The sequence below is a fragment of the Methylobacterium sp. WL19 genome, assembly GCF_008040005.1.
Taxonomy (GTDB): Bacteria; Pseudomonadota; Alphaproteobacteria; order Rhizobiales; family Beijerinckiaceae; genus Methylobacterium; species Methylobacterium bullatum.
The window spans coordinates 1-19623 of the sequence record NZ_VRVC01000016.1; the positions used below are offsets into that span (position 1 = coordinate 1).

A 19623-nucleotide genomic window follows, 5' to 3' on the forward strand; every position below is an offset into this window, starting at 1 on the left:
GGTTCTCGATCGGACGACGCCCGCCCTTCGGACGCGGCCGAGGCGGCGGGAGGAGCGGAGCGATCTCATCCCAGAGATCATCGGGGAGAAGCGGTCTGGCCATGCCAAACCAACGCTGAAAGCAACGTTCGGTGCCGTTCTGTTAGGCGCTCTTAATCTGCGACCCAAAGCTGCAGGCCGCGACGTGGCAGACCCTGCAACGCCTTGTGCCCCCTGGCATTCACCACCGTGAATACCGAATGCACCGAAATTTTTTTGGCCGAGACTACAAATTAGCTGTGCTTGGCCTCTTTCGCTGGCCCGTGTAGTAAATTGCACATCGAGCGTCCGCCTGCTCAACGCCAGCGGATAACGGACGCCTTCGCCCGTTCAACAATCGAGGCTTTCCATGAGCGCCGGTACCGCTGCCGACAAGCACTTCTCGAATTCCTTTTTCAATGCGTCCCTGGCCGACGCCGATCCGGAAGTGGCCAAGGCCGTCAGCCAGGAACTCGGCCGGCAGCAGCATGAGATCGAGCTGATCGCCTCCGAGAATATCGTCTCGAGGGCGGTGCTGGAGGCCCAGGGGTCGGTCCTCACCAACAAGTACGCGGAAGGCTATCCCGGCCGTCGCTACTATGGTGGCTGTCAGTTCGTCGACATCGCCGAGAACCTCGCCATCGAGCGCGCCAAGCGCCTGTTCGATTGTGGCTTCGCCAATGTGCAGCCGAATTCGGGCAGCCAGGCGAACCAGGGCGTGTTCATGGCCCTCATGCAGCCGGGCGATACCTTCCTCGGCCTCGATCTCGCCGCCGGCGGCCACCTCACCCACGGCGCGCCCCCGAACGTCTCGGGCAAGTGGTTCAAGCCGGTCTCCTACACCGTGCGCCGCGACGACCAGCGCATCGACATGGAGCAGGTCGAGGCCCTCGCACACGAACACAAGCCCAAGGTGATCATCGCCGGCGGCTCGGGCTATCCGCGCCATTGGGACTTCGCCAAGTTCCGTGAGATCGCCGATGCCGTCGGCGCATACTTCTTCGTTGACATGGCCCATTTCGCAGGCCTCGTGGCAGCCGGTGTCCACCCGTCGCCGTTCCCGCACGCGCATGTGGCCACCACCACCACTCACAAGACTCTGCGTGGCCCGCGCGGTGGTATGATCCTGACGAACGACGAGGCGCTCGCCAAGAAGTTCAACTCGGCGATCTTCCCCGGCCTCCAGGGCGGTCCGCTCATGCACGTCATCGCCGGCAAGGCCGTTGCCTTCGGCGAGGCGCTCAAGCCCGAGTTCAAGATCTACGCCAAGCAAGTCATCGAGAACGCCAAGGCCCTCGCCGACACCCTGATCACGGGTGGCTACGACATCACCTCGGGCGGAACCGACAACCACCTGATGCTGGTCGACCTTCAGAAGAAGGGTCTGACGGGCAAGGCGGCGGAGGCGGCCCTCAGCCGCGCCGACATCACCTGCAACAAGAACGGCGTTCCGTTCGATCCGCAGAAGCCCACCATCACCTCGGGCATCCGCCTCGGCACCCCGGCCGGCACCTCGCGCGGCTTCGGCGTCGCCGAATTCAAGCAGATCGGCGGCTTCATCGTGGAAGTACTCGACGGTCTGGTGGCCAAGGGCGATGCCGGCGATCCGGCCATCGAGGCCGCGGTCAAGGACAAGGTCCACGCCCTGACCCACCGTTTCCCAATCTACGGCTGAGACGTTCGACGGCGGGTGCACCCGCCGTCACCGACATGATAGAGACGGCCGCGGATTCCGATATCCGCGGCCGTTCTCGTTTTCTCACCAACCATGCAGGTATCCGCCCGATGCGGTGTCCCTATTGCGGCGGGCCCGACACCCAGGTGAAGGATTCGCGACCCAGCGACGATTCTGCTGCGATCCGACGCCGTCGGGTCTGCCCGGATTGCGGAGGCCGCTTCACGACCTTCGAGCGCGTGCAGTTGCGCGAACTCACCGTGCTCAAGCGCTCGGGCAAGCGCGTCCCGTTTGATCGTGACAAGCTGCAGCGCTCCATCGGTGTGGCCCTGCGGAAGCGCCCTGTAGATCCGGAGCGGATCGAGCGACTGGTCAGCGGCATCACCCGGCAGTTGGAAAGCGGCGGCGAGGCCGAAATCGCCAGCGAGGCGATCGGCGAACTGGTGATGGAGGGGCTAAAGGGTCTCGACGACGTGGCCTATGTCCGGTTCGCCTCGGTCTACAAAAATTTCCGCGAGGCCAGTGACTTCAAGGCGTTGCTCGGCACCCTGGGGGAAACCTCCGGCATTGCGCCGCTTCAAGACGAAGAGGCGAGCGATGAAGCCCCTCTCGGTGAGGTTCTGCCGCCCAGCGCAAGTCCGCCGGCCAAACATCCGTCGAAGCGCGGAACGCGGGTGCGGTCATGAATGTACCTGAGGCGAACACTCACCAAGATCGTCGCTTCATGCGCCTCGCCCTGGCGATCGGCAGGCGAAATCTCGGGCGGACCTGGCCCAATCCGTCAGTCGGTGCGGTTGTGGTCGCAGGAGAGACGGGCAGAGAGCGCGTGATCGCACAGGGCGTGACGGCTCCAGGGGGGCGCCCCCATGCCGAGCCTCTCGTTCTCGCCATGGCCGGCGAGGGCGCGCGCGGGGCAACGCTTTACGTCACGCTCGAACCCTGCTCACATCATGGAGCCACCCCTCCTTGCGTCGACGCCATCATCGCGTCGGGGATCACCCGCGTCGTCACGGCGATAGAAGATCCGGATTCCCGAGTGGCGGGCAGGGGCCATACGCGCCTCGCCCAGGCGGGTATCGCCGTGACGCAGAATGTGCTGCGGGACGAGGCCGCGAGAGATCATCGCGGCCATTTCACCCGCGTCACGAAAGGGCGCCCTAGCCTGCATCTCAAGCTCGCCCGCACGCAGGACGGCTTCGCGTCCGGTGCGCCGGATGAGCGCCTGCGCATCACCGGTCCCATCGCCGATGGCGCGGTCCATCTGTGGCGCGCGCATGCCGACGCGATCCTGGTCGGGATTGGGACGGCACGGGCTGACGATCCGTCACTGACGGTGCGATTGCCTGGCCTGTCGCAACAATCGCCGCTGCGCATTGTCCTCGATTCGACGCTGCGTCTGTCGCCGGCCTCGCACCTCGTGCGTAGTGCGCGCGACATCCCGACTCTGGTGATGACGACACGGTCGGCCCCGATTCATGCCAAGCGGATGCTTGCATCCTTCGGCGTCGAGACGATCCAGGTGACAGCGTGCTCGAGTGGCCGGATCGACCTGTCTGCCGCCCTCGCCCGTCTGGCAGAGCACGGGCTGACTCGAATCTGTTGCGAAGGCGGTCCGCACCTTGCCGATTCCCTGGCAGCTGCTGATCTGGTCGACGTCTGCACCCTCGTCACCGGCCCGCGCGCTATCGGTGGAGGGGGCCTGCCGGCCGTTGGCGAGGCGTTGAAGGCCCGCCTGCACGAGCCGAGCTTCGGCGTCACCGAAACTCGCGCGTTCGGACCGGACCAGTCTGTCACCTACGAACGGAGCGTCTAGATGTTCACCGGCCTCGTCAGCGATGTAGGAACGGTCCTCAGCGTCGAGGGGGATGAGCGTCTGCGCCGCATTCGCATCCGATCCTCGTACGATCCGGCGACCATCGCTCTCGGTGCGTCGATCGCATGTTCCGGCCCCTGCCTCACCGTGGTGGCGATCGAGTCAGACACCCAGGGTTGTATCTTTTCCGTCGATGCAGCTGCCGAAACTCTCGCGCGGACCACCGTCGTTGGCTGGGCTGAGGGCACGCGGCTCAACCTCGAACGTTCGCTGAAGATTGGCGATGAGCTCGGCGGCCATCTTGTCACCGGGCATGTGGACGGAGTGGCAGAGATCGTCGCCCGCGAGAGCGTGACCGGTGGCACCGGCGATCCGCAATGGTCGCCGAGCGACCGTTTTCTTCTGCGCGGACCGTCGTCCGTGTCGCGCTTCATCGCGGAGAAGGGGTCGGTCTGCCTCGACGGCACGTCGCTGACCGTCAATTCCATCGATGGCGACCATTTCTCGGTCCTTCTCATCCCCCACACCCTGGAGGTGACGACCTGGGGTGAGCGCCGAATCGGCGACCGGCTGAATCTCGAGGTCGACCTCATCGCCCGCTACGCGGCCCGGCTGTTCGAGAAGCGTGCCTCATGATGCGCTATCTTGTGATACCGCACCCTTCGGTCTATCGCTCGCCGAGCGACCGCCAAGTCGCCGACCTACGTTCCTGACGCAGTCGGTCGGAAGATTTCGAACCGGGCCAACCCGGTCGTACTGGGTGGTGACGCCAACGACCCGCGCTCGAGGCCCACTCGTCACGTCGGTGCCGATGTCGCCCTCCGCCACTACAGACAAGGCCCACGATGGTTTCGCCTTCACCAGCCGCTCGCCCGGCTCCCCCCACGAACGTAAAGGGCGCGCGTGTCCTCGTGGTGGAAGCGCGCTACTACGACGACATATCCGATGAACTCCTCGCTGGCGCGCAGGGTGCGCTCGACGCGGCGGAAGCGGAGGGTGTCGTCGTGACAGTGCCAGGTGCTCTCGAGATTCCCGCAGCCATAGCGATCCTGGTGGAGGAGGCAGCTCGCGCGGGGCAGCCCTACGACGCCGCCGTCGCCCTTGGCTGCGTCATTCGTGGTGAAACCGGCCATTACGACATCGTGGCAACCGAGAGCGCGCGAGCACTCATGGATTTGTCGGTGATCGGGCGACTGCCCCTCGGCAACGGCATTCTTACGGTGGAAACGATGGAGCAGGCACTCGCTCGCGCTCGCGTTTCCGACCTGAACAAGGGTGCGGGCGCGGCGGATGCGGCCTTGGCCGTGCTGGCGCTGAAACGCGCTGCAGCCGCCGCACCCGTGGGAGAGGATTGAGAAGCCCATGGCCAAGACGATCGAGCGCAGCGGCGCACGCCTCACCGTTGTGCAGGCGCTCTACGAGATGGAAATTTCCGATAAGGGCGTCATCGAAGCGCTCGCCGAGTTCGAAGCCTATTGGATCGGCCGTGACATCGATGGCATCGAGCAGCCGCCCGCGGAGATCGCTTTCTTCCGCGACCTCCTGCGTGGCGTCGTCGAGGAGCAGCGCGCCATCGATCCTCAGCTGGACAAAGCCCTGTCCAGCGGCTGGCCTCTGAAGCGCATCGAGGCGGTCTTGCGCGCCATCCTCCGTGCTGGAGCCTACGAAATCATGTTCCGCAAGGACGTGCCGGCACGTGCCGCGATCTCGGAATATGTCGATGTGGCTCACAGCTTCTATGCCGGCGACGAGCCCGGCATGGTCAACGCCGTCCTCGACAAGGTCGCCCGCGAGGTTCGTGGATCGGAATTCGCCGGGCTTCCCGGTTCCGGGCGCGCTTGAAGACAAATCCCCCCGCCTCCCGCCCCACGGAAGATGGGCTGATCGCGCGCTACTTCGCGCCGTTGGCGGGGCATGGTGCCGATGGGTTGCGCGACGACGCCGCCACCCTCGCACCGAGTCCCGGCTGCGATCTCGTCCTGACCGCCGACGCGATCGTCGAGGGCGTCCACTATCTGCCCGATGATCCCCCTGCCTCGATCGCACGCAAGGTGCTCGGGGTGAACCTGTCCGACATCGCGGCGAAGGGCGCGACGCCGCGCGGGTTCCTCCTGACCCTCGCCTTGCCCGATAATTGGACCGAAGCCTGGCTCGCCGGATTCGCCACTGGCATCAGCGAGGCAGCGATTGCGTTCGGCTGCCCACTCCTCGGAGGCGATACCGTCCGCTCGGCCGGTCCCGCCCTCATCGGGGTCACCGCCATCGGCGAGGTATCGCACGGCGGTATAGTTCGGCGGATGACGGCCGAGATCGGCGACATCCTCTGCGTCAGTGGCACGATCGGTGATGCGGCCCTTGGCTTGCGGCTCCTCGACGGCTCCATGCCGAACTGGGGCGAGCACCTCGGATCGGCAGCGCGCGGCGTTCTCATCGACCGCTACCGCCATCCCAGGCCGCGTATTTCCCTCGCGCGGAGCCTACGCCGCCATGTGCGTGCTGCGATGGACGTATCGGACGGACTCGCCGGCGATCTGACGAAGATGCTGGCGGGTGGTGGCCGCAGCGCCGAGATCATCCTCTCGGACGTACCGCTGTCCGATTCCGCACGGGAAGCGCTCGCTCTCGACCCTGGGCTCATCCACACCATCGTCACCGGTGGCGACGATTACGAGATCCTCTGCGCCTTGGCACCGAACCAAGTCGACGCCTTCATCGACGAGAGCCTTGCCGTCGGCATCCCGCTCGCACGGATAGGAACTGTGGTGGCCGGCGATCGGGCGCCCGTTTTCCGTCGGCCGGACGGCAGCGAACACGCCTTCACCACGCGGTCGTTCAGCCACTTCTGATCGCTCGGAGCCTGGCGGAAAGAGCGCCAATATCTGGCAAAACGCCTGCGTCGTCGCGTCGACCTTGCCAGCGTCCGGAAAAGAACGCCACACTCCGTCCCAAAGTGGCCGTCAGGCTACAAGTCCGCGCTGCTTTGATCCGGTCCGCCGGCGAAGTGGCAAACCGGGATCGAACGCATGACTTCAGGCTCCATACCGGCCCCGGCCACCTCCCTCGACGACGGCATCGTTGCCACCGCGGAGGCGTGTCTCGGCCAGGTGGGACAGGCGCGGGACGCCATTCACAAGGTCATCTTCGGCCAGGAGAAGGTCGTCGACCTCGCCCTCATCACCATCCTGGCCGGCGGCCACGGTCTCCTCGTCGGCCTGCCGGGCCTCGCCAAGACCAAGCTGGTGGAGACGCTCGGCACCGTGCTCGGGCTCGACGCCCGCCGCGTGCAGTTCACCCCCGACCTGATGCCCTCCGACATCCTCGGCACCGAGATCCTCGACGAGGACCAGGACCGCCGCCGCTCGTTCCGCTTCGTGCGCGGCCCGGTCTTCACGCAATTGCTGATGGCGGACGAGATCAACCGGGCCAGTCCGCGCACCCAATCCGCCCTGCTGCAGGCGATGCAGGAGAATTTCGTCTCCGTGGCGGGCGAGCGGCACGACCTGCCGCGCCCGTTCCACGTGCTGGCGACGCAGAACCCCATCGAGCAGGAGGGCACTTACCCGCTCCCCGAAGCGCAGCTCGACCGTTTCCTCCTCGAAATCGACGTCGGCTATCCCGACCGCGCCGCAGAGCGCCGGATCCTCATCGAGACCACGGGCGTCGGCGACCACACCCCACAGGCGGTGATGTCCACGGAGGCGCTTCTCACGGCGCAGCGCCTCGTGCGCCGTCTGCCGGTGGGCGATGCGGTGGTGGATGCGATCCTCGATCTCGTCCGCTCCGCGCGGCCGGAAGGAGGGGACCCTTCCCTGAAGGGCAAGCTCCTGTGGGGGCCTGGCCCCCGCGCGAGTCAGGCGCTGACGCTGGCGGTGCGGGCCCGGGCCTTGATCGAAGGCCGCGTCGCCCCCTCGGTGGCCGATGTGAAGGCGCTGGCCGAGCCCGTGCTCAAGCACCGCATGGCCTTGAGCTTCGCGGCGCGCGCCGACGGTGAGACCGTGCCGGGGATCATCGCCCAGCTGGCCGCGAAGCTTTAACGGTATGATCGCCACCCGGGTTCTCGACGCGGCCCAGCGCGCTCCTGGGCGACACGAGACCGAAGGCGCGCTCACTCTCGCCGAGCGGATGCCGCGTCTGATCCTCGAATCGCGGCGTGTCTCCTCGACGCTCGCGCATGGTCTGCATGGCAGGCGGCGGGCGGGGCAGGGGGAGAGCTTCTGGCAGTTCCGGCCCTTCGTGGCGGGCGAAGCGGCGGCGCGGGTGGATTGGCGCCGCTCCGCCCGCGACGATAGGTTGTACGTGCGCGAGCGCGAATGGGAGGCGACCCACAACATCTGGTTCTGGATCGACCGTTCCGCCTCCATGGGATTCGCGTCGAGCCTCGGGCAGGGGCCGAAGGTCGAGCGCGCCCTCGTGCTCGGCCTCGCAGTCGCCGATGCCCTGGTCGAGGGGGGCGAGCGGGCGGGGCTTCTGGGTCTCACCAGGGCCACGGCCTCACGCCGCATCGTCGAGACCATGGCGCAGGCTCTGGTGGCCGACAAAGCCGGTCTTGAGCAGGACATGCCGCCGCGCGCCACGCCGGGCCGCTTCGACGAGGCGATCCTCGTCAGCGATTTTCTCTCGCCGCTGGAACAGCTTAGAGAAGCGGTGGGCTCCCTGGCGGGCTCCGGCACGAGAGGCCATCTCGTCATGGTGGTCGACCCGGTGGAGGAGAGCTTTCCCTTCGCCGGCCAAGCCGTGCTGCACGACCCCGAGACCAAGATGAGCCTCGATATCGGCGACGCGGCGTCGTGGGGGGCGGCCTATCGCACCCGAATCGCCGCGCATCGGGACGGTCTCGCCGAGATCGCCCGCGCCCAGGGCTGGACTCTGACGATCCATCGCACCGACCGGCCGGCGAGCGAGGCGGCCCTGCGTCTCCTCACGCTGGTCGCCGCCGCGCGCGGGACGGGGTGAGGAGCAGCACATGTTCGGATTGCCCCTGACCTTCGCCGCGCCGCTGGCGCTCGCGGCGCTTATCGCATTGCCGGCATTGTGGTATTTGCTCCGGGTGACGCCGCCCCGGCCGCAGCGGATCGAGTTTCCCCCCCTGCGGATCATGGCCGACCTGCTGGCCAAGCGCGAGACGCCGGCGCGGACCCCGCCCTGGCTGCTAATCCTCCGAATGATCGCCGCGGCTTGCCTGATCCTTGCCGTGTCGGGGCCGGTCTGGAACCCATCGGGTACCGGCGCGACCTCCGGGCGGACGCCGCTCATCGTCATGATCGATAACGGGTTTTCCGCCGCGCATGACTGGCGCGAGCGCATGCGCGCCGCCACCGACGAGGTCGAGGCCGCCTCACGGGACGGTCGCCCCGTGGCCGTGGTCGCCCTAGCCGACGCCCCGGCGGCGTTGGAAGCGAAGACGCCCGCCGCCGCCCTTGACCGGCTCCGGGCCGTCGCGCCGCGCTCCCATCTACCGCAACGCGACGTCCATTTGACCGCCATCGGAGCCTTCCTCGACCGCCATCCGGCCGTCGCTGTGGTCTGGATCACCGATGGCGTTGCGGGTGTCGCATCCGACGCGTTCGGCAAGGGTTTGTCCGATGCGTTGAACAAAGCCGGCGCCCGTCTCACCATCCTGCGCGCCGACCGGCCACCGGCTCTGGCCCTCACCGCGGCCGAGAGCGGCGGCAAGCTCAGCGCCCATGTGCTGCGCGCTTCGGCCAATGGCCGCGATGCCGGCTTGGTCCGCGCCCTCGACCAGAAGGGCCTGCCCCTGGCCGAGCACGATTTCCGCTTCGCCGACGGGGCCACCGAAACCGAGGTCACGTTCGAGCTCCCCGTAGAGCTCCGCAACGGCATCAGCCGGCTGGAGATCGCCGCCGAGCGCTCGGCCGGCGCGGTGACGCTGATGGACGAGCGCGGCAAGCGCCGCCGCGTCGGCCTGGTCTTCGGCGGCACCAACGATCAGGCCCAGCCGCTCCTGGCCCCGACCTACTATCTCTCCCGCGCGCTCACCCCCTTCGCCGACGTCCAGGAGGCACGCGGGGCCAAGGGGGTGGCCGAATCCGTCGGGCAGCTCCTCGACAATCAGGTCTCGGTGCTGGTCCTTGCCGATGTGGGCGCCCTCGACGAGGCGACCATGCGCCGGGTGGCGAGTTTCGTGAACGAGGGCGGCCTGCTGCTGCGCTTCGCCGGGCCGCGCTTGGCGGCCGGCAACGACACCCTGGTCCCCGTGCGCCTGCGCCGGGGCGGCAGGACCCTGGGCGGCACCCTGTCCTGGGACAGCCCCAGGACGCTCGCGACCTTTGCCCCGGAGAGTCCGTTTGCCGGGCTGGTGCCACCGGCGGATATCGGCGTGCGCCGCCAGATCCTAGCCGAGCCGGATGGCGACCTGCCGGGGCGGACCTGGGCCTCGCTGCAGGACGGCACGCCCATCGTCACCGCCGAGAAGCGGGGCAAGGGGCAGATCGTGCTGTTCCACGTCACCGCAGACACGACCTGGTCGAACCTGCCGCTCTCCGGCCTGTTCATCGACATGCTGCGCCGCGTGGTCGCCCTGTCGGGCAGTGCGTCTCCGAATGGAGGGGAGGGGTCGACCCGGCCCGCCGCCGCCGTCCTGGCGCCCCGCCTCACTCTCGACGGGTTCGGGGCGCTGGGCAGCCCGCCTGCCGGTGCCACGGCGGTGCCGGACGATTACGGCGAGCGCTCCAGCCTCGAACACCCGGCCGGCTTCTATGGCCCGGCCGATGGCGGAGTCGCGGTGAACGCGCTCCGGCCCGACGACCGCCTGAAACCCCTCGACCTGTCGGCCGTCACCGACGCCCGCACCGGTTCGCTCACCGGCGGAGACACCCTCGACTTGCGCGCCACGCTGTTTACCGTGGCGCTGATGCTGCTGATCCTCGACACCCTCGCCGGCCTCTGGCTCGGCGGCCTCTTCAACCGCTCGCGCGGGGGGCGGCTCGGACGCTTCGCCGGACGGGCGGCGGCGGTGCTCATCGTGGTCGGCATCGGCATCATGGGTGCGCCGCGCGGCGCGCATGCTCAGGAGGGCGCGCGGCCGAACACCTTCGACTCCGCCCTCGCCACCCGTCTGGCCTACGTCGTCACCGGCGACGAGGCGACGGATACGGCCAGCCGCGCCGGGCTCAACGGTCTGACCCAAATGCTGGCCAGCCGGACCGCCCTGGAGCCGGGCGACCCGATCGGCATCGATCCGGGCAAGGACGAACTCGCCTTCTATCCGATCATCTACTGGCCCATCGTCGCCAGCCGCCCCCAGCCGAGCGAAGCCGCGATCCGCCGGATCGACGCCTTCATGCGCAACGGCGGGACGGTCCTGTTCGACACCCGCGACGCGCTCACGGCGCGGCCGGGCGGCCCCCCGACACCGGAGGGGGCCTACCTGCGCAAGATGCTCTCCACCCTGGAAGTCCCGGAACTGGAGCCGGTTCCTACCGACCACGTGCTCACCAAGGCCTTCTACCTCGTGGACAATTTCCCCGGCCGCTACGCCACCGGCCAGACCTGGGTCGAGACCCTGCCGCCCGCCGGAGACGGGGCCGAACGCCGCCCCGCGCGGGCCGGGGACGGCGTCTCCCCCATCGTCATCACGGGCAACGACCTCGCCGCCGCCTGGGCGGTGGGCAAGCGCGGCGAGGCGCTCTACCCCATCGTCGGCGGTGACCAGCGCCAGCGCGAGATGTCGTTCCGCGGCGGCATCAACCTCGTGATCTACACGCTGACCGGCAACTACAAGGCGGATCAGGTCCACGTCCCGGCCCTGCTGGAGCGGTTGGGACAGTGATGGTCTTTCGGACTGCGTATCGGACCGGGACGACGTTCCCTTCTCGCTTCGCGCGAGAAAGTTCTCACATAGGTCGCAGGAAGCGCGGGTTCCCTCTCCTGCAAGGAGAGGGACAGGGTGAGGTGTGTGAAATCTCCGGACAGCGCGTCCCCCTCTCTCAACCCGATCCCACAGAGCTACGGCATTCACGAATGTCTCGGGATGCGCGGCTCTCCTCCCCCTTGTGGGGAGGAGTTGGAGGTGGGGGTGGTCGGGTGACCCTCGGAGTGCAGAGGCCAGCGGCGCCACCCCCACTCCTAACCTCTCCCCACAAGGGGGAGAGGGACGCGTTCTGCCTGCAAGAGCAGATGCGTGAATCCGGTCTCCTGCAAAGGACTCAGAGGGCGCCGGTGGCAACGCCGCGCCCGTCCATCACAACGACGGAGGCCGCTAGCCCATGCTGAGCCTCAGTTTCACCCCCCTCATCCCGTGGCCGGTCATCGCGGGCTTGGGCGTTCTGGTGGCGATCTTCGTCGTTCTCGCCTTCGTGGCGCGGGGGCGCACGGCGGTCCTGCGGGCGCTGGCCCTCGGGCTCGTGCTGCTGGCCATCGCCAACCCGTCCCTGGTGCGCGAGGATCGCGAGCCGGTGAAGGACATCGCGGCCATCGTCGTCGACCGGTCCGGGTCGCAAAGTCTCGGTGACCGCCCGGCCATGACCGATACGGTTCGGGCCGAATTGCAGAGGCGCTTCGGATCGCTCACCAACATCGAGCCGCGTTTCATCGACGTGCCCGACGCCAAGGACGGCGACGACGGCACCAAGCTTTTCACGGCCCTGTCCCAGGGCCTCGCCGACGTCCCGCCGGATCGGCTGGCCGGGGTGGTGATGCTCACGGACGGAGTGGTCCACGACATCCCGGCCAACGTCGCGGCGCTCGGCATCAAGGCGCCGCTCCATGTCCTCGTCACCGGCCATCCCGACGAGCGCGACCGGCAGATCAAGCTGATCGAGGCGCCGCGATTCGGCATCGTCGGGCGCGATCTCACCATCCGCGCCGAGGTGATGGAGCGGGGCGGCACCGGCAGCGCCACCGTCACCGTGCGCCGCGACGGCGAGGAGATCGGACGCCGCACCTTCCCCACCGGCCAGCCCTTCTCGCTCACCACCAAGATCGAGCATGGCGGCCCCAACGTCGTGGAGATCGAGGTCGAGCCGCTGCCCGGCGAGTTGACCACGATCAACAACCGCGCCGTCCTGCCCATCGAGGGCATCCGCGAGAAGCTGCGCGTGCTCCTCGTCTCGGGCGAGCCCCACCAGGGTGAGCGGACCTGGCGCAACCTGCTGAAATCGGACGCCAACGTCGATCTCGTCCACTTCACCATCCTGCGCCCCCCGGAGAAGCAGGACGGCACGCCGATTTCCGAGCTGTCGCTCATCGCCTTCCCGACGCGCGAACTGTTCGTCCAGAAGATCAAGGATTTCGACCTCATCATCTTCGACCGCTACGCCAACCAGAGCGTGCTGCCTTCGGCCTATTTCGACAACATCGTCCGCTATGTCCGCGATGGCGGCGCGCTGCTCATCGCGGCGGGGCCGGAATTCGCCTCGTCGGCCAGCCTCGCCCGTACCCGGCTCTCCCAGATCCTGCCGGGCGAACCCAATGGCCGCGTGGTCGAGCAGCCCTACAAGGCGGCGCTGACGGGCACCGGCACCCGCCATCCCGTCACCCGCGCCCTGCCCGGATCGGAGGCCTCTCCCCCGGCCTGGGGCGACTGGCTGCGCATCGTCTCCGCCCAGACCAAGCCCGGCGTCCAGCCGATCCTGCAGGGGCCGAACGCCCTGCCGCTCCTCGCTCTCTCGCGGGAGGACAAGGGCCGTGTCGCCCTGCTCCTCTCCGACCATGCCTGGCTCTGGGCGCGGGGCTACCAGGAAGGCGGCCCCTATCTCGACCTGCTGCGCCGCCTCGGCCATTGGCTGATGAAGGAGCCGGCCCTGGAAGAGGAGGCCCTGCGGGCGCAGACGACGGGGCATGGCCGCGAAGTCCGCGTCGAGCGTCAGACCATGGCCGAGACCACCGACCCCGTCACCGTGAAGGGGCCGACCGGACCGGAGCGGACACTGACTCTCACGGCCGGGGAGCCCGGCCTGTTCAGCACGACGTTCGAAGCGACGGAGCTCGGGCTCCACACCCTGCGCTCCGGCTCGCTCATCGCCTTCGTCAGCGTCGGGCCGCCGAACCCGCGCGAACTCACCGACGTGTTCAGCGATACCGAGCGTCTGAAGGCCCTGGCCGAAGGGACCGGCGGGTCGATCCGCCGCCTCGCCGATGCGGGCGGGAGCACCGTCGTGCCGCGCCTTCAGGCCGTGCGCAGTGGGCGTCTGGCCGGCGCCGACTGGATCGGCTTCCGCCCGAGCGACAGTGCCGTCATCCGCGGCGTCGAGGTCTACCCCCTGGCGCTGGGCCTATGGGCGCTGGTGGCGCTGGCCGGTGCGGTGCTGGCGATGTGGCTGGTGGAAGGCAGGCGCGGGCGGGCGGCGTGACGGGCGAACGGGTTTTTCTCACCGCAGGACGCGTCCCTCTCCCCCTTGTGAGGAGAGGTTAGGAGTGGGGGTGGTTGAGCGACCCTCATTCAGCTGAGGCTGGCGGAACCACCCCCACCTCCAACTCCTCCCCACAAGGGGGAGGAGGGTCAGCCTCGCGTCTCGCCGCCCAAGATTGCGAGCGAACGAACGGGTCTAACGGTCCCCGAAACCGTCTCCGAGGCGCCGGGACGGAGTTCGAGCCAGAGGAATCGCGCGGGATCCACCGGTCCCGGCGGCAGCACGCGGCCCGGCGGCACGGGCGTGAAGCCGAAGCGGCGGTAATAGGGCGCGTCACCCACCAGAACCACGACGCCGTGGCCGCCGGCCCGCGCGGCGTCGAGGCTCGCCCGCATCAGCGATCCGCCGATGCCGCGTTGTCCGAAGCTCGGATCCACCGTGAGCGGCCCCAGCACCAAAAGGGGGCCGCCCGCCTCAGCCGGAGCGACTCGGACCGAGCCGACGAGATAGGTGCCGACCAGCGCGGTGAAGCAGAGATCGCCCAGGGGCAGGGTGCCTTCGCGCAGGCGATAGGCGGTGCGGGCGAAGCGTCCCGGCCCGAAGGCGCGGGCATGGAGGCGCTCGATGGAATCGGCATCGCCCGGCCGCTCGGGCCGGATGACGAGGGGCAGGCTGGTCATGTGGCCCGGGCGGAGAAGTCGATGCGCGGATCGATCCAAGTGTAGATCAGGTCGGAGAGCAGGTTCACCGCGAGCCCCATCAGCGAGAAGATGTAGAGCGTGGCGAAGACGATGGGGTAATCGCGCCCGACGATGGCGGTGAAGGACAGGAGCCCGAGCCCGTCGAGGGAGAAGATCGTCTCGATAAGCAGGGAGCCGGCGAAAAAGGCCGAGATGAAGGCGCCGGGAAAGCCCGCCACCACGATCAGCATGGCGTTGCGGAAGACGTGGCCATAGAGCACCCGCCGCTCGGTGAGGCCCTTCATCCGCGCCGTCATCACGTATTGCTTGCGAATCTCGTCGAGGAACGAGTTCTTGGTGAGCAGGGTCGAGGTGGCGAAAGCGCCGAGCACCAGGGCGGTGAGCGGCAGCGTCATGTGCCAGGCGTAATCGACGATCTTGCCCCAGAGGGTGAAGGTCTCCCAGCCCTCGCTGGTGAGGCCGCGGATCGGGAAGACCTGCAGGAACGAGCCGCCGGCGAACAGGATGATGAGGGCGATGCCGAACAGGAAGCTCGGGATGGCATAGCCGACGATGACGATGCTGGAGGTCCACAGGTCGAAGCGCGAGCCGTCCTTCACCGCTTTCCGGATGCCCAGCGGAATCGAGATCGCGTAGGACAGCAGCGTCATCCACAGGCCGAGGGAGATCGAAACCGGCAGGCGCTCGCGGATCAGCTGCAGCACCGACACATCGCGAAAATAGCTCTTTCCGAAATCGAAGGTGGCGTAGTCCCACAGCATCTTTGCGAAGCGCTCGGGGGCCGGCTTGTCGAAGCCGAATTGCTGTTCGAGCTTTTTGATGAAGGCCGGGTCGAGCCCCTGCGCGCCGCGATAGCGCGAACTCGCCTCCGAGCCGCCGCCGGCCGAGCGCCCGCTGCCGCCGAGGTCGCCGGCGCCTCCCGTGACGCGGGACAGGCTGCCCTCGTTCTGGCCCTGCAACTGCGCCAGCACGCGCTCCACCGGCCCGCCGGGGGCGAACTGCACGATGACGAAGGTGATGAGCATGATCCCGAAGATCGTCGGGACCATGAGGGCGATGCGGCGCAGGATGTAGGCGAGCACGTCTGGTCCTCAATTCCTGCCGATTCGCCGGGCCTTCTCGGCCTCGTGCCACCAGATCGCCGGGGCGCCGAGATCGTAGGCCGGGCCGGGGGAGGGGTGGCCGTAGACGTCCCAGAGGGCAAGGCGGTGATCGGCCTTGTACCACATCGGAATCCAGTAGCGGCCCGAGCGCAGCACCCGATCGAGGGCGCGGGCGGCGACGGTGAGATCGGCCCGCGTGGACGCATCGAGCACCCGGCCGATCAAGGCGTCCACCGTGGCGTCGGAGATTCCGGCGAGGTTGTCCGAGCCCGGCGTGGCGGCGCTGGCCGAGCCGTAGACCTGCCTCAGTTCCGGCCCCGGCGTCGGCCCGCTGCCATAGCGGCGCGAGGTGATGTCGAAGTCGAAATCCTTCAGGCGGGACTGATACTGGGAGGTGTCCACCCGCCGGATGGTGGCCTTGATCCCGATCAGGCCGAGATTGCGGATGAAGGATTGGGTATGCGGCTCGAGGGCCGGATCGGCGTCGAGGAACTCGATCTCCAGGGGCTTGCCCCCCGGCAGCGCGATGGCGCCGCCCTCCCGCGTGCAGCCCGCCTCGCGCAGGAGCGCCACGGCACGGCTGAGGAGCGCCCGGTCCTGGCCGGAGCCATCGGACTGGGCCGGCTGCCACGCCTCGCCGAAGACCTCGTCGGGCAGGCCGGCGCGCATGGGGTCGAGCAGCGCGAGCTCCTCGGGCGAGGGCTTTCCGGTGGCCTTGAGATCGGAATTCTCGAAGAACGAGGCGGTGCGGATATAGGCGCCGAACATCAGGTTCTTGTTCGCCCAGGGGAAGTCGAAACACAGGCCGATCGCCTCGCGGACCCGGCGATCCTTGAAGGCCTCGCGGCGGGTGTTGATCCACCAGCCCTGCGTGCCCGAGGGACGCGCATCGGGCACGACCTCCTTGCGCACGCGGCCCTCGCGGAAGGCGGGGAAATCGTAGCCCGTCGCCCAGACGCGGGCGGTGAATTCCTCGCGGAAGGTGAAGATACCGCTCTTGAAGGCCTCGAACGCCACCTGGCGATCACGGAAATACTCGAAGCGGATCTGCTCGAAATTGTTCTGCCCGACCATCACCGGCAGGTCGGCGGCCCAGTAATCGGCCACCCGCTCCAGCTCGATGAAGCGGCCGGCTTCCAGGCGCCCGACCTTGTAGGGGCCGGACCCCATCGGCGGCTCCAGGGTGGAGGCTTCGAAGTCGCGGCCGGCGTAATAGGCCTTCGAGAAGATCGGTAGCGTCGCGACGAAGAGCGGCAGATCGCGGCTGCGGCCCTTCTCGAAGCGCACCACCACCGTTTCGTCGCCCTCCGCCACGGCGTCGGCCATGTCGCGGATCACCTGCGAGATTTCGGGGTGCCCCTTCTCCTTCAGCAAATTCAGGGAGAAGGCGACATCGGCGGCGGTGAGGCGCGAGCCGTCATGGAACCGCGCCTGCGGGCGCAGGGCGAAACGGTAGGTCAGGCCGTCCTCGCTCGCCTCCACGCTGCGGGCGACGAGGCCGTAGAGCGAATCGGGCTCGTCCAGCGCCCGCACCATCAGCGAATCGAAGGTGAGGTTCATGCCGGCGGCGCCGTCGCCGCGCAGGACGTAGACGTTGAGGGTGTTGAACGTGTCGCCGGCCTGGTTGCCGAGGGTGGAGGAGAGCTGCGCCGAGAACCGGCCGCCGCGTGGCGCGGCCGGGTTCACATAGGCGAAATGCGGGAAGTCGGCCGGGTATTTCAGTTCCCCGAAACTCGACATGCCGTGGCTCGCCCCAGTGGGGGCGGCCCGCGCCCGCTTCGTCAGGGCGGTGGCGATGCCGAGGGCGCCGGCCCCGGCGACGAAGTCCCGGCGGCTCGGCGCGACCCTCACCGGGGCGCCCCGGTCTTGGCGGCCAGCGCCTCGTCGTACCACCACGTGGTCGGGAAGCCGGACGAGCCGTAGAGCGGGAGGGTGGCCGGGTGCCCGAACCGGTTCCAGCGCAGGGTCCGCGACACGTTCGAGGCCCATTGCGGCACGACGAAGTTGTGGGCGAGAAGCACCCGGTCGAGGGCATGGGTGGCGGCGAGCACGCCGGGCCGGTCCTTGGCGAAGATCACCGCCTCGATTAGCGTGTCGATGGCCGGGTCCTTGATCCCGATCAGGTTGCGCGAGCCCTGCTTGTCGGCCGCAGTCGAGCCCCAATATTCGCGCTGCTCGTTGCCGGGGGAGAGGGACTGGCCCCAGGAACTCGTGGTCACGTCGAAGTCGAAGGCGCGCAGCCGGTTCTGGTACTGCGCCTGGTCGATGACGCGGAGCGAGGTCTGGATTCCGATGAGCTTCAGCTGGGCCGAGAACGGCAGGACCACCCGCTCGAACACGCTCTGGAACTCCAGGAACTCGACCGTGAGCGGCTCACCGGTCTTCACGTTGGTCATGCGCCCGTCGCGAAGCTCGTATCCGGCCTCCTTGAGGAGGCGCACCGCCTCGCGCAGGTTGGCGCGCACGGCATCGGGCGTGCCGTTCACAGGATTGGTGTAGGGCGTCGTGAAGACGGACGGCGGGACCTTGTCCTTCACGCCGTCGAGGATCGCCAGTTCCGCGCCCTGCGGCAGGCCGGAGGAGGCGAGTTCCGAGCCGAAATAATAGGAATCGATGCGCTTGTAGAGGCCGAAGAACAGCGCCCGGTTCATCTCCTCGAAGTTCATGGCGAGGTTGAAGGCGCGGCGCACCCGCTCGTCGGCGAACTTGGCCTTGCGGGTGTTGAAGACGAACGCCTGCATGATGCCGTTGCCGCGGTCGGGGAATTCCTCCTTGATCAGGCGGCCCTCCTTCACGGCGGGGAAGTCGTCATAGGCGGTGGCCCAGTTGCGGGCGATATTCTCGGCGCGGAAGTCGAACAGGTCACCCTTCAGCGCCTCGATCAGCACGGTGGCGTCACGAAAATACTCGTTGCGCATCGTGCCGAAATTGTTGCGGCCGACATTCACCGGCAGGTCGGCGCCCCAGTAATCGGGCACGCGCTCGTAGGTGACGCTGCGGCCGGCCTCGAACTTGGCGAGGCGATAGGGGCCGGAGCCGAGGGGGATCTCGAGGGTGGTCTGGGTGGCGTCGCGCTGGCGCCCTTCCGCGTCCTTGCCCGTCCACCAGTGCTTGGGCAGCACGCGGAGCTGGCCGAGCACCTGCGGCAGTTCGCGGTTGCCCTTCTCGGTGAAGGTGAAGGTGACCTCGCGCGGGCCGGTGACCTCGCCCTTCGCCACCGTCTGGTAATAGGCCGCGTAGAACGGGCTGTTGGCCTTCAACGTCTCGTAGGACCAGACCACGTCCTCGGGCGTGATCGGCTTCCCGTCGTGCCAGCGGGCATTCTCGCGCAGGCGGTAGGAGACGGAGGAGAGGTCGTCGGCGATGCGGACCCCTTCGGCGAGGAGCCCGTAGGAGGTGAACGGCTCGTCCAGCGACTCCGTCATCAGCGTATCGTAGATCTGCGCGACCCCGCCTTCGAGATCGCCCTTCAGACCCGCCACGACGAGATTGAAATTGTCGAAGCCGCCCTGGGCGCCGAGGCGCACGAGCCCGCCCTTCGGGGCCTTCGGGTCGGCATAGTCGAACTGTTTGAAATCGGCCGGGTATTTCGGCTCGCCCATGAGCGTGAAGGCATGGGCCCATGGGGCGCCGTCGGGGGCGGCCCTGGCACCACCGACGAAGGCGGCGACCGCGAGGGAGGCGGCGAGAAGGCGTCCGATCAGGGCTGTTCGCATCACGAGGCGGCTGTCTCCCGAATTTCGTTGCCCGTGCCGTCGAGGGCGCAGGCGCGATGTCCTTCTAGGACGTCGGGACGGGCCACGCCAAGCGAACAAGTCCCCGGCGCGTCGGTTGAACGCGTGGGAGGATCGCGTCGCGAGGAACGGCGGAGGGCCTCGCGGTACTCCCGATCACGGTTGGTACCCCCCGGTGTACGACGCAGCAGCGGAAGTTTTTGGAAAGACACGAAGAGCCGGTTCGAATTGTTAGTCCGAGGCTCCACCTCATCCCGAGGTGCCGCGCA

At 68.1% G+C, this 19623-nt stretch carries 15 protein-coding genes and 1 pseudogene; 11 read left to right on the plus strand and 5 right to left on the minus strand.

Features of this window, described 5'->3' with window-relative positions; all coding sequences use genetic code 11:
• Positions 1–103: pseudogene (locus tag FV220_RS05245) on the minus strand (IS5/IS1182 family transposase); the annotation flags it as partial.
• A gap of 285 nt (positions 104–388) precedes the next feature.
• Here FV220_RS05245 and glyA point away from each other — a divergent pair.
• The 11 genes from glyA to FV220_RS05300 all read left to right on the plus strand — a co-directional run bounded on the left by glyA (position 389) and on the right by FV220_RS05300 (position 13816).
• Positions 389–1693, plus strand: a complete 1305-nt coding sequence (glyA, locus tag FV220_RS05250) for a serine hydroxymethyltransferase (protein ID WP_018044703.1) — start codon at positions 389–391, stop codon at positions 1691–1693.
• A gap of 110 nt (positions 1694–1803) precedes the next feature.
• Positions 1804–2379 carry a transcriptional regulator NrdR gene (gene nrdR / locus FV220_RS05255; protein ID WP_147830071.1) on the plus strand — a complete coding sequence of 192 codons (576 nt, stop codon included), beginning with the start codon at positions 1804–1806 and terminating at the stop codon, positions 2377–2379.
• Positions 2380–2417: 38 nt separating this feature from the next.
• Positions 2418–3506: a bifunctional diaminohydroxyphosphoribosylaminopyrimidine deaminase/5-amino-6-(5-phosphoribosylamino)uracil reductase RibD gene (gene ribD / locus FV220_RS05260; RefSeq protein ID WP_187273332.1), complete on the plus strand. Its 1089-nt coding sequence runs from the start codon at positions 2418–2420 to the stop codon at positions 3504–3506.
• The gene (locus FV220_RS05265) at positions 3507–4142 is read left to right on the plus strand and encodes a riboflavin synthase (RefSeq protein ID WP_056145718.1); all 636 of its coding nucleotides are present in this window, start codon (positions 3507–3509) and stop codon (positions 4140–4142) included.
• A 209-nt stretch (positions 4143–4351) separates the two neighbouring features.
• Positions 4352–4861: a 6,7-dimethyl-8-ribityllumazine synthase gene (gene ribH / locus FV220_RS05270; RefSeq protein WP_026176085.1), complete on the plus strand. Its 510-nt coding sequence runs from the start codon at positions 4352–4354 to the stop codon at positions 4859–4861.
• Positions 4862–4868: 7 nt separating this feature from the next.
• On the plus strand, positions 4869–5348 hold the full coding sequence (nusB, locus tag FV220_RS05275) for a transcription antitermination factor NusB (protein ID WP_056145721.1): 480 nt from the start codon (positions 4869–4871) through the stop codon (positions 5346–5348).
• Positions 5345–6352, plus strand: a complete 1008-nt coding sequence (thiL, locus tag FV220_RS05280; RefSeq protein WP_147830033.1) for a thiamine-phosphate kinase — start codon at positions 5345–5347, stop codon at positions 6350–6352. Before nusB ends, thiL begins: the two co-directional genes overlap by 4 nt.
• A 177-nt stretch (positions 6353–6529) precedes the next feature.
• Positions 6530–7540, plus strand: coding sequence for a MoxR family ATPase (locus FV220_RS05285; protein ID WP_147830035.1), 1011 nt, complete (start codon positions 6530–6532; stop codon positions 7538–7540).
• A 4-nt stretch (positions 7541–7544) separates the two neighbouring features.
• Positions 7545–8459 (plus strand): DUF58 domain-containing protein, encoded by a 915-nt coding sequence (locus FV220_RS05290; protein WP_147830037.1) that lies wholly within the window; start codon positions 7545–7547, stop codon positions 8457–8459.
• 10 nt (positions 8460–8469) lie between these two features.
• The gene (locus tag FV220_RS05295) at positions 8470–11295 is read left to right on the plus strand and encodes a DUF4159 domain-containing protein (protein WP_147830039.1); all 2826 of its coding nucleotides are present in this window, start codon (positions 8470–8472) and stop codon (positions 11293–11295) included.
• Positions 11296–11731: 436 nt separating this feature from the next.
• A complete protein-coding gene (locus tag FV220_RS05300) occupies positions 11732–13816 on the plus strand; it encodes a hypothetical protein (protein ID WP_056145731.1) in 2085 nt (694 codons plus the stop codon).
• 149 nt (positions 13817–13965) lie between these two features.
• Here the strand turns inward: FV220_RS05300 and FV220_RS05305 are convergent, their stop codons facing one another.
• Genes FV220_RS05305 through FV220_RS05320 form a run of 4 tightly spaced genes read right to left on the minus strand, consistent with a single transcriptional unit; the run spans position 13966 to position 19336 of the window.
• Positions 13966–14496, minus strand: coding sequence for an N-acetyltransferase (locus tag FV220_RS05305; RefSeq protein ID WP_147830041.1), 531 nt, complete (start codon positions 14494–14496; stop codon positions 13966–13968).
• Positions 14493–15599: a microcin C ABC transporter permease YejB gene (locus FV220_RS05310; protein ID WP_056145738.1), complete on the minus strand. Its 1107-nt coding sequence runs from the start codon at positions 15597–15599 to the stop codon at positions 14493–14495. The genes FV220_RS05305 and FV220_RS05310 overlap by 4 nt, the downstream gene beginning before the upstream one ends.
• Positions 15600–15608: 9 nt before the next feature.
• Positions 15609–17471, minus strand: a complete 1863-nt coding sequence (locus FV220_RS05315; protein ID WP_147830043.1) for an extracellular solute-binding protein — start codon at positions 17469–17471, stop codon at positions 15609–15611.
• A complete protein-coding gene (locus FV220_RS05320) occupies positions 17468–19336 on the minus strand; it encodes an extracellular solute-binding protein (RefSeq protein ID WP_147830072.1) in 1869 nt (622 codons plus the stop codon). The genes FV220_RS05315 and FV220_RS05320 overlap by 4 nt, the downstream gene beginning before the upstream one ends.
• Positions 19337–19623: the final 287 nt, after the last annotated feature.

What these genes read in the sequence shown, in the direction of transcription:
- FV220_RS05295 (WP_147830039.1), top strand. Translation starts at nt 8,470, where the DNA reads ATGTTCGGATTGCCCCTGACCTTCGCCGCGCCGCTGGCGCTCGCGGCG.
- FV220_RS05285 (WP_147830035.1), top strand. Translation starts at nt 6,530, where the DNA reads ATGACTTCAGGCTCCATACCGGCCCCGGCCACCTCCCTCGACGACGGC.
- FV220_RS05265 (WP_056145718.1), top strand. Translation starts at nt 3,507, where the DNA reads ATGTTCACCGGCCTCGTCAGCGATGTAGGAACGGTCCTCAGCGTCGAG.
- FV220_RS05300 (WP_056145731.1), top strand. Translation starts at nt 11,732, where the DNA reads ATGCTGAGCCTCAGTTTCACCCCCCTCATCCCGTGGCCGGTCATCGCG.
- ribD (WP_187273332.1), top strand. Translation starts at nt 2,418, where the DNA reads ATGCGCCTCGCCCTGGCGATCGGCAGGCGAAATCTCGGGCGGACCTGG.
- FV220_RS05305 (WP_147830041.1), bottom strand. Translation starts at nt 14,496, where the DNA reads ATGACCAGCCTGCCCCTCGTCATCCGGCCCGAGCGGCCGGGCGATGCC.
- nusB (WP_056145721.1), top strand. Translation starts at nt 4,869, where the DNA reads ATGGCCAAGACGATCGAGCGCAGCGGCGCACGCCTCACCGTTGTGCAG.
- ribH (WP_026176085.1), top strand. Translation starts at nt 4,352, where the DNA reads ATGGTTTCGCCTTCACCAGCCGCTCGCCCGGCTCCCCCCACGAACGTA.
- FV220_RS05320 (WP_147830072.1), bottom strand. Translation starts at nt 19,336, where the DNA reads ATGCGAACAGCCCTGATCGGACGCCTTCTCGCCGCCTCCCTCGCGGTC.
- FV220_RS05290 (WP_147830037.1), top strand. Translation starts at nt 7,545, where the DNA reads ATGATCGCCACCCGGGTTCTCGACGCGGCCCAGCGCGCTCCTGGGCGA.
- glyA (WP_018044703.1), top strand. Translation starts at nt 389, where the DNA reads ATGAGCGCCGGTACCGCTGCCGACAAGCACTTCTCGAATTCCTTTTTC.
- nrdR (WP_147830071.1), top strand. Translation starts at nt 1,804, where the DNA reads ATGCGGTGTCCCTATTGCGGCGGGCCCGACACCCAGGTGAAGGATTCG.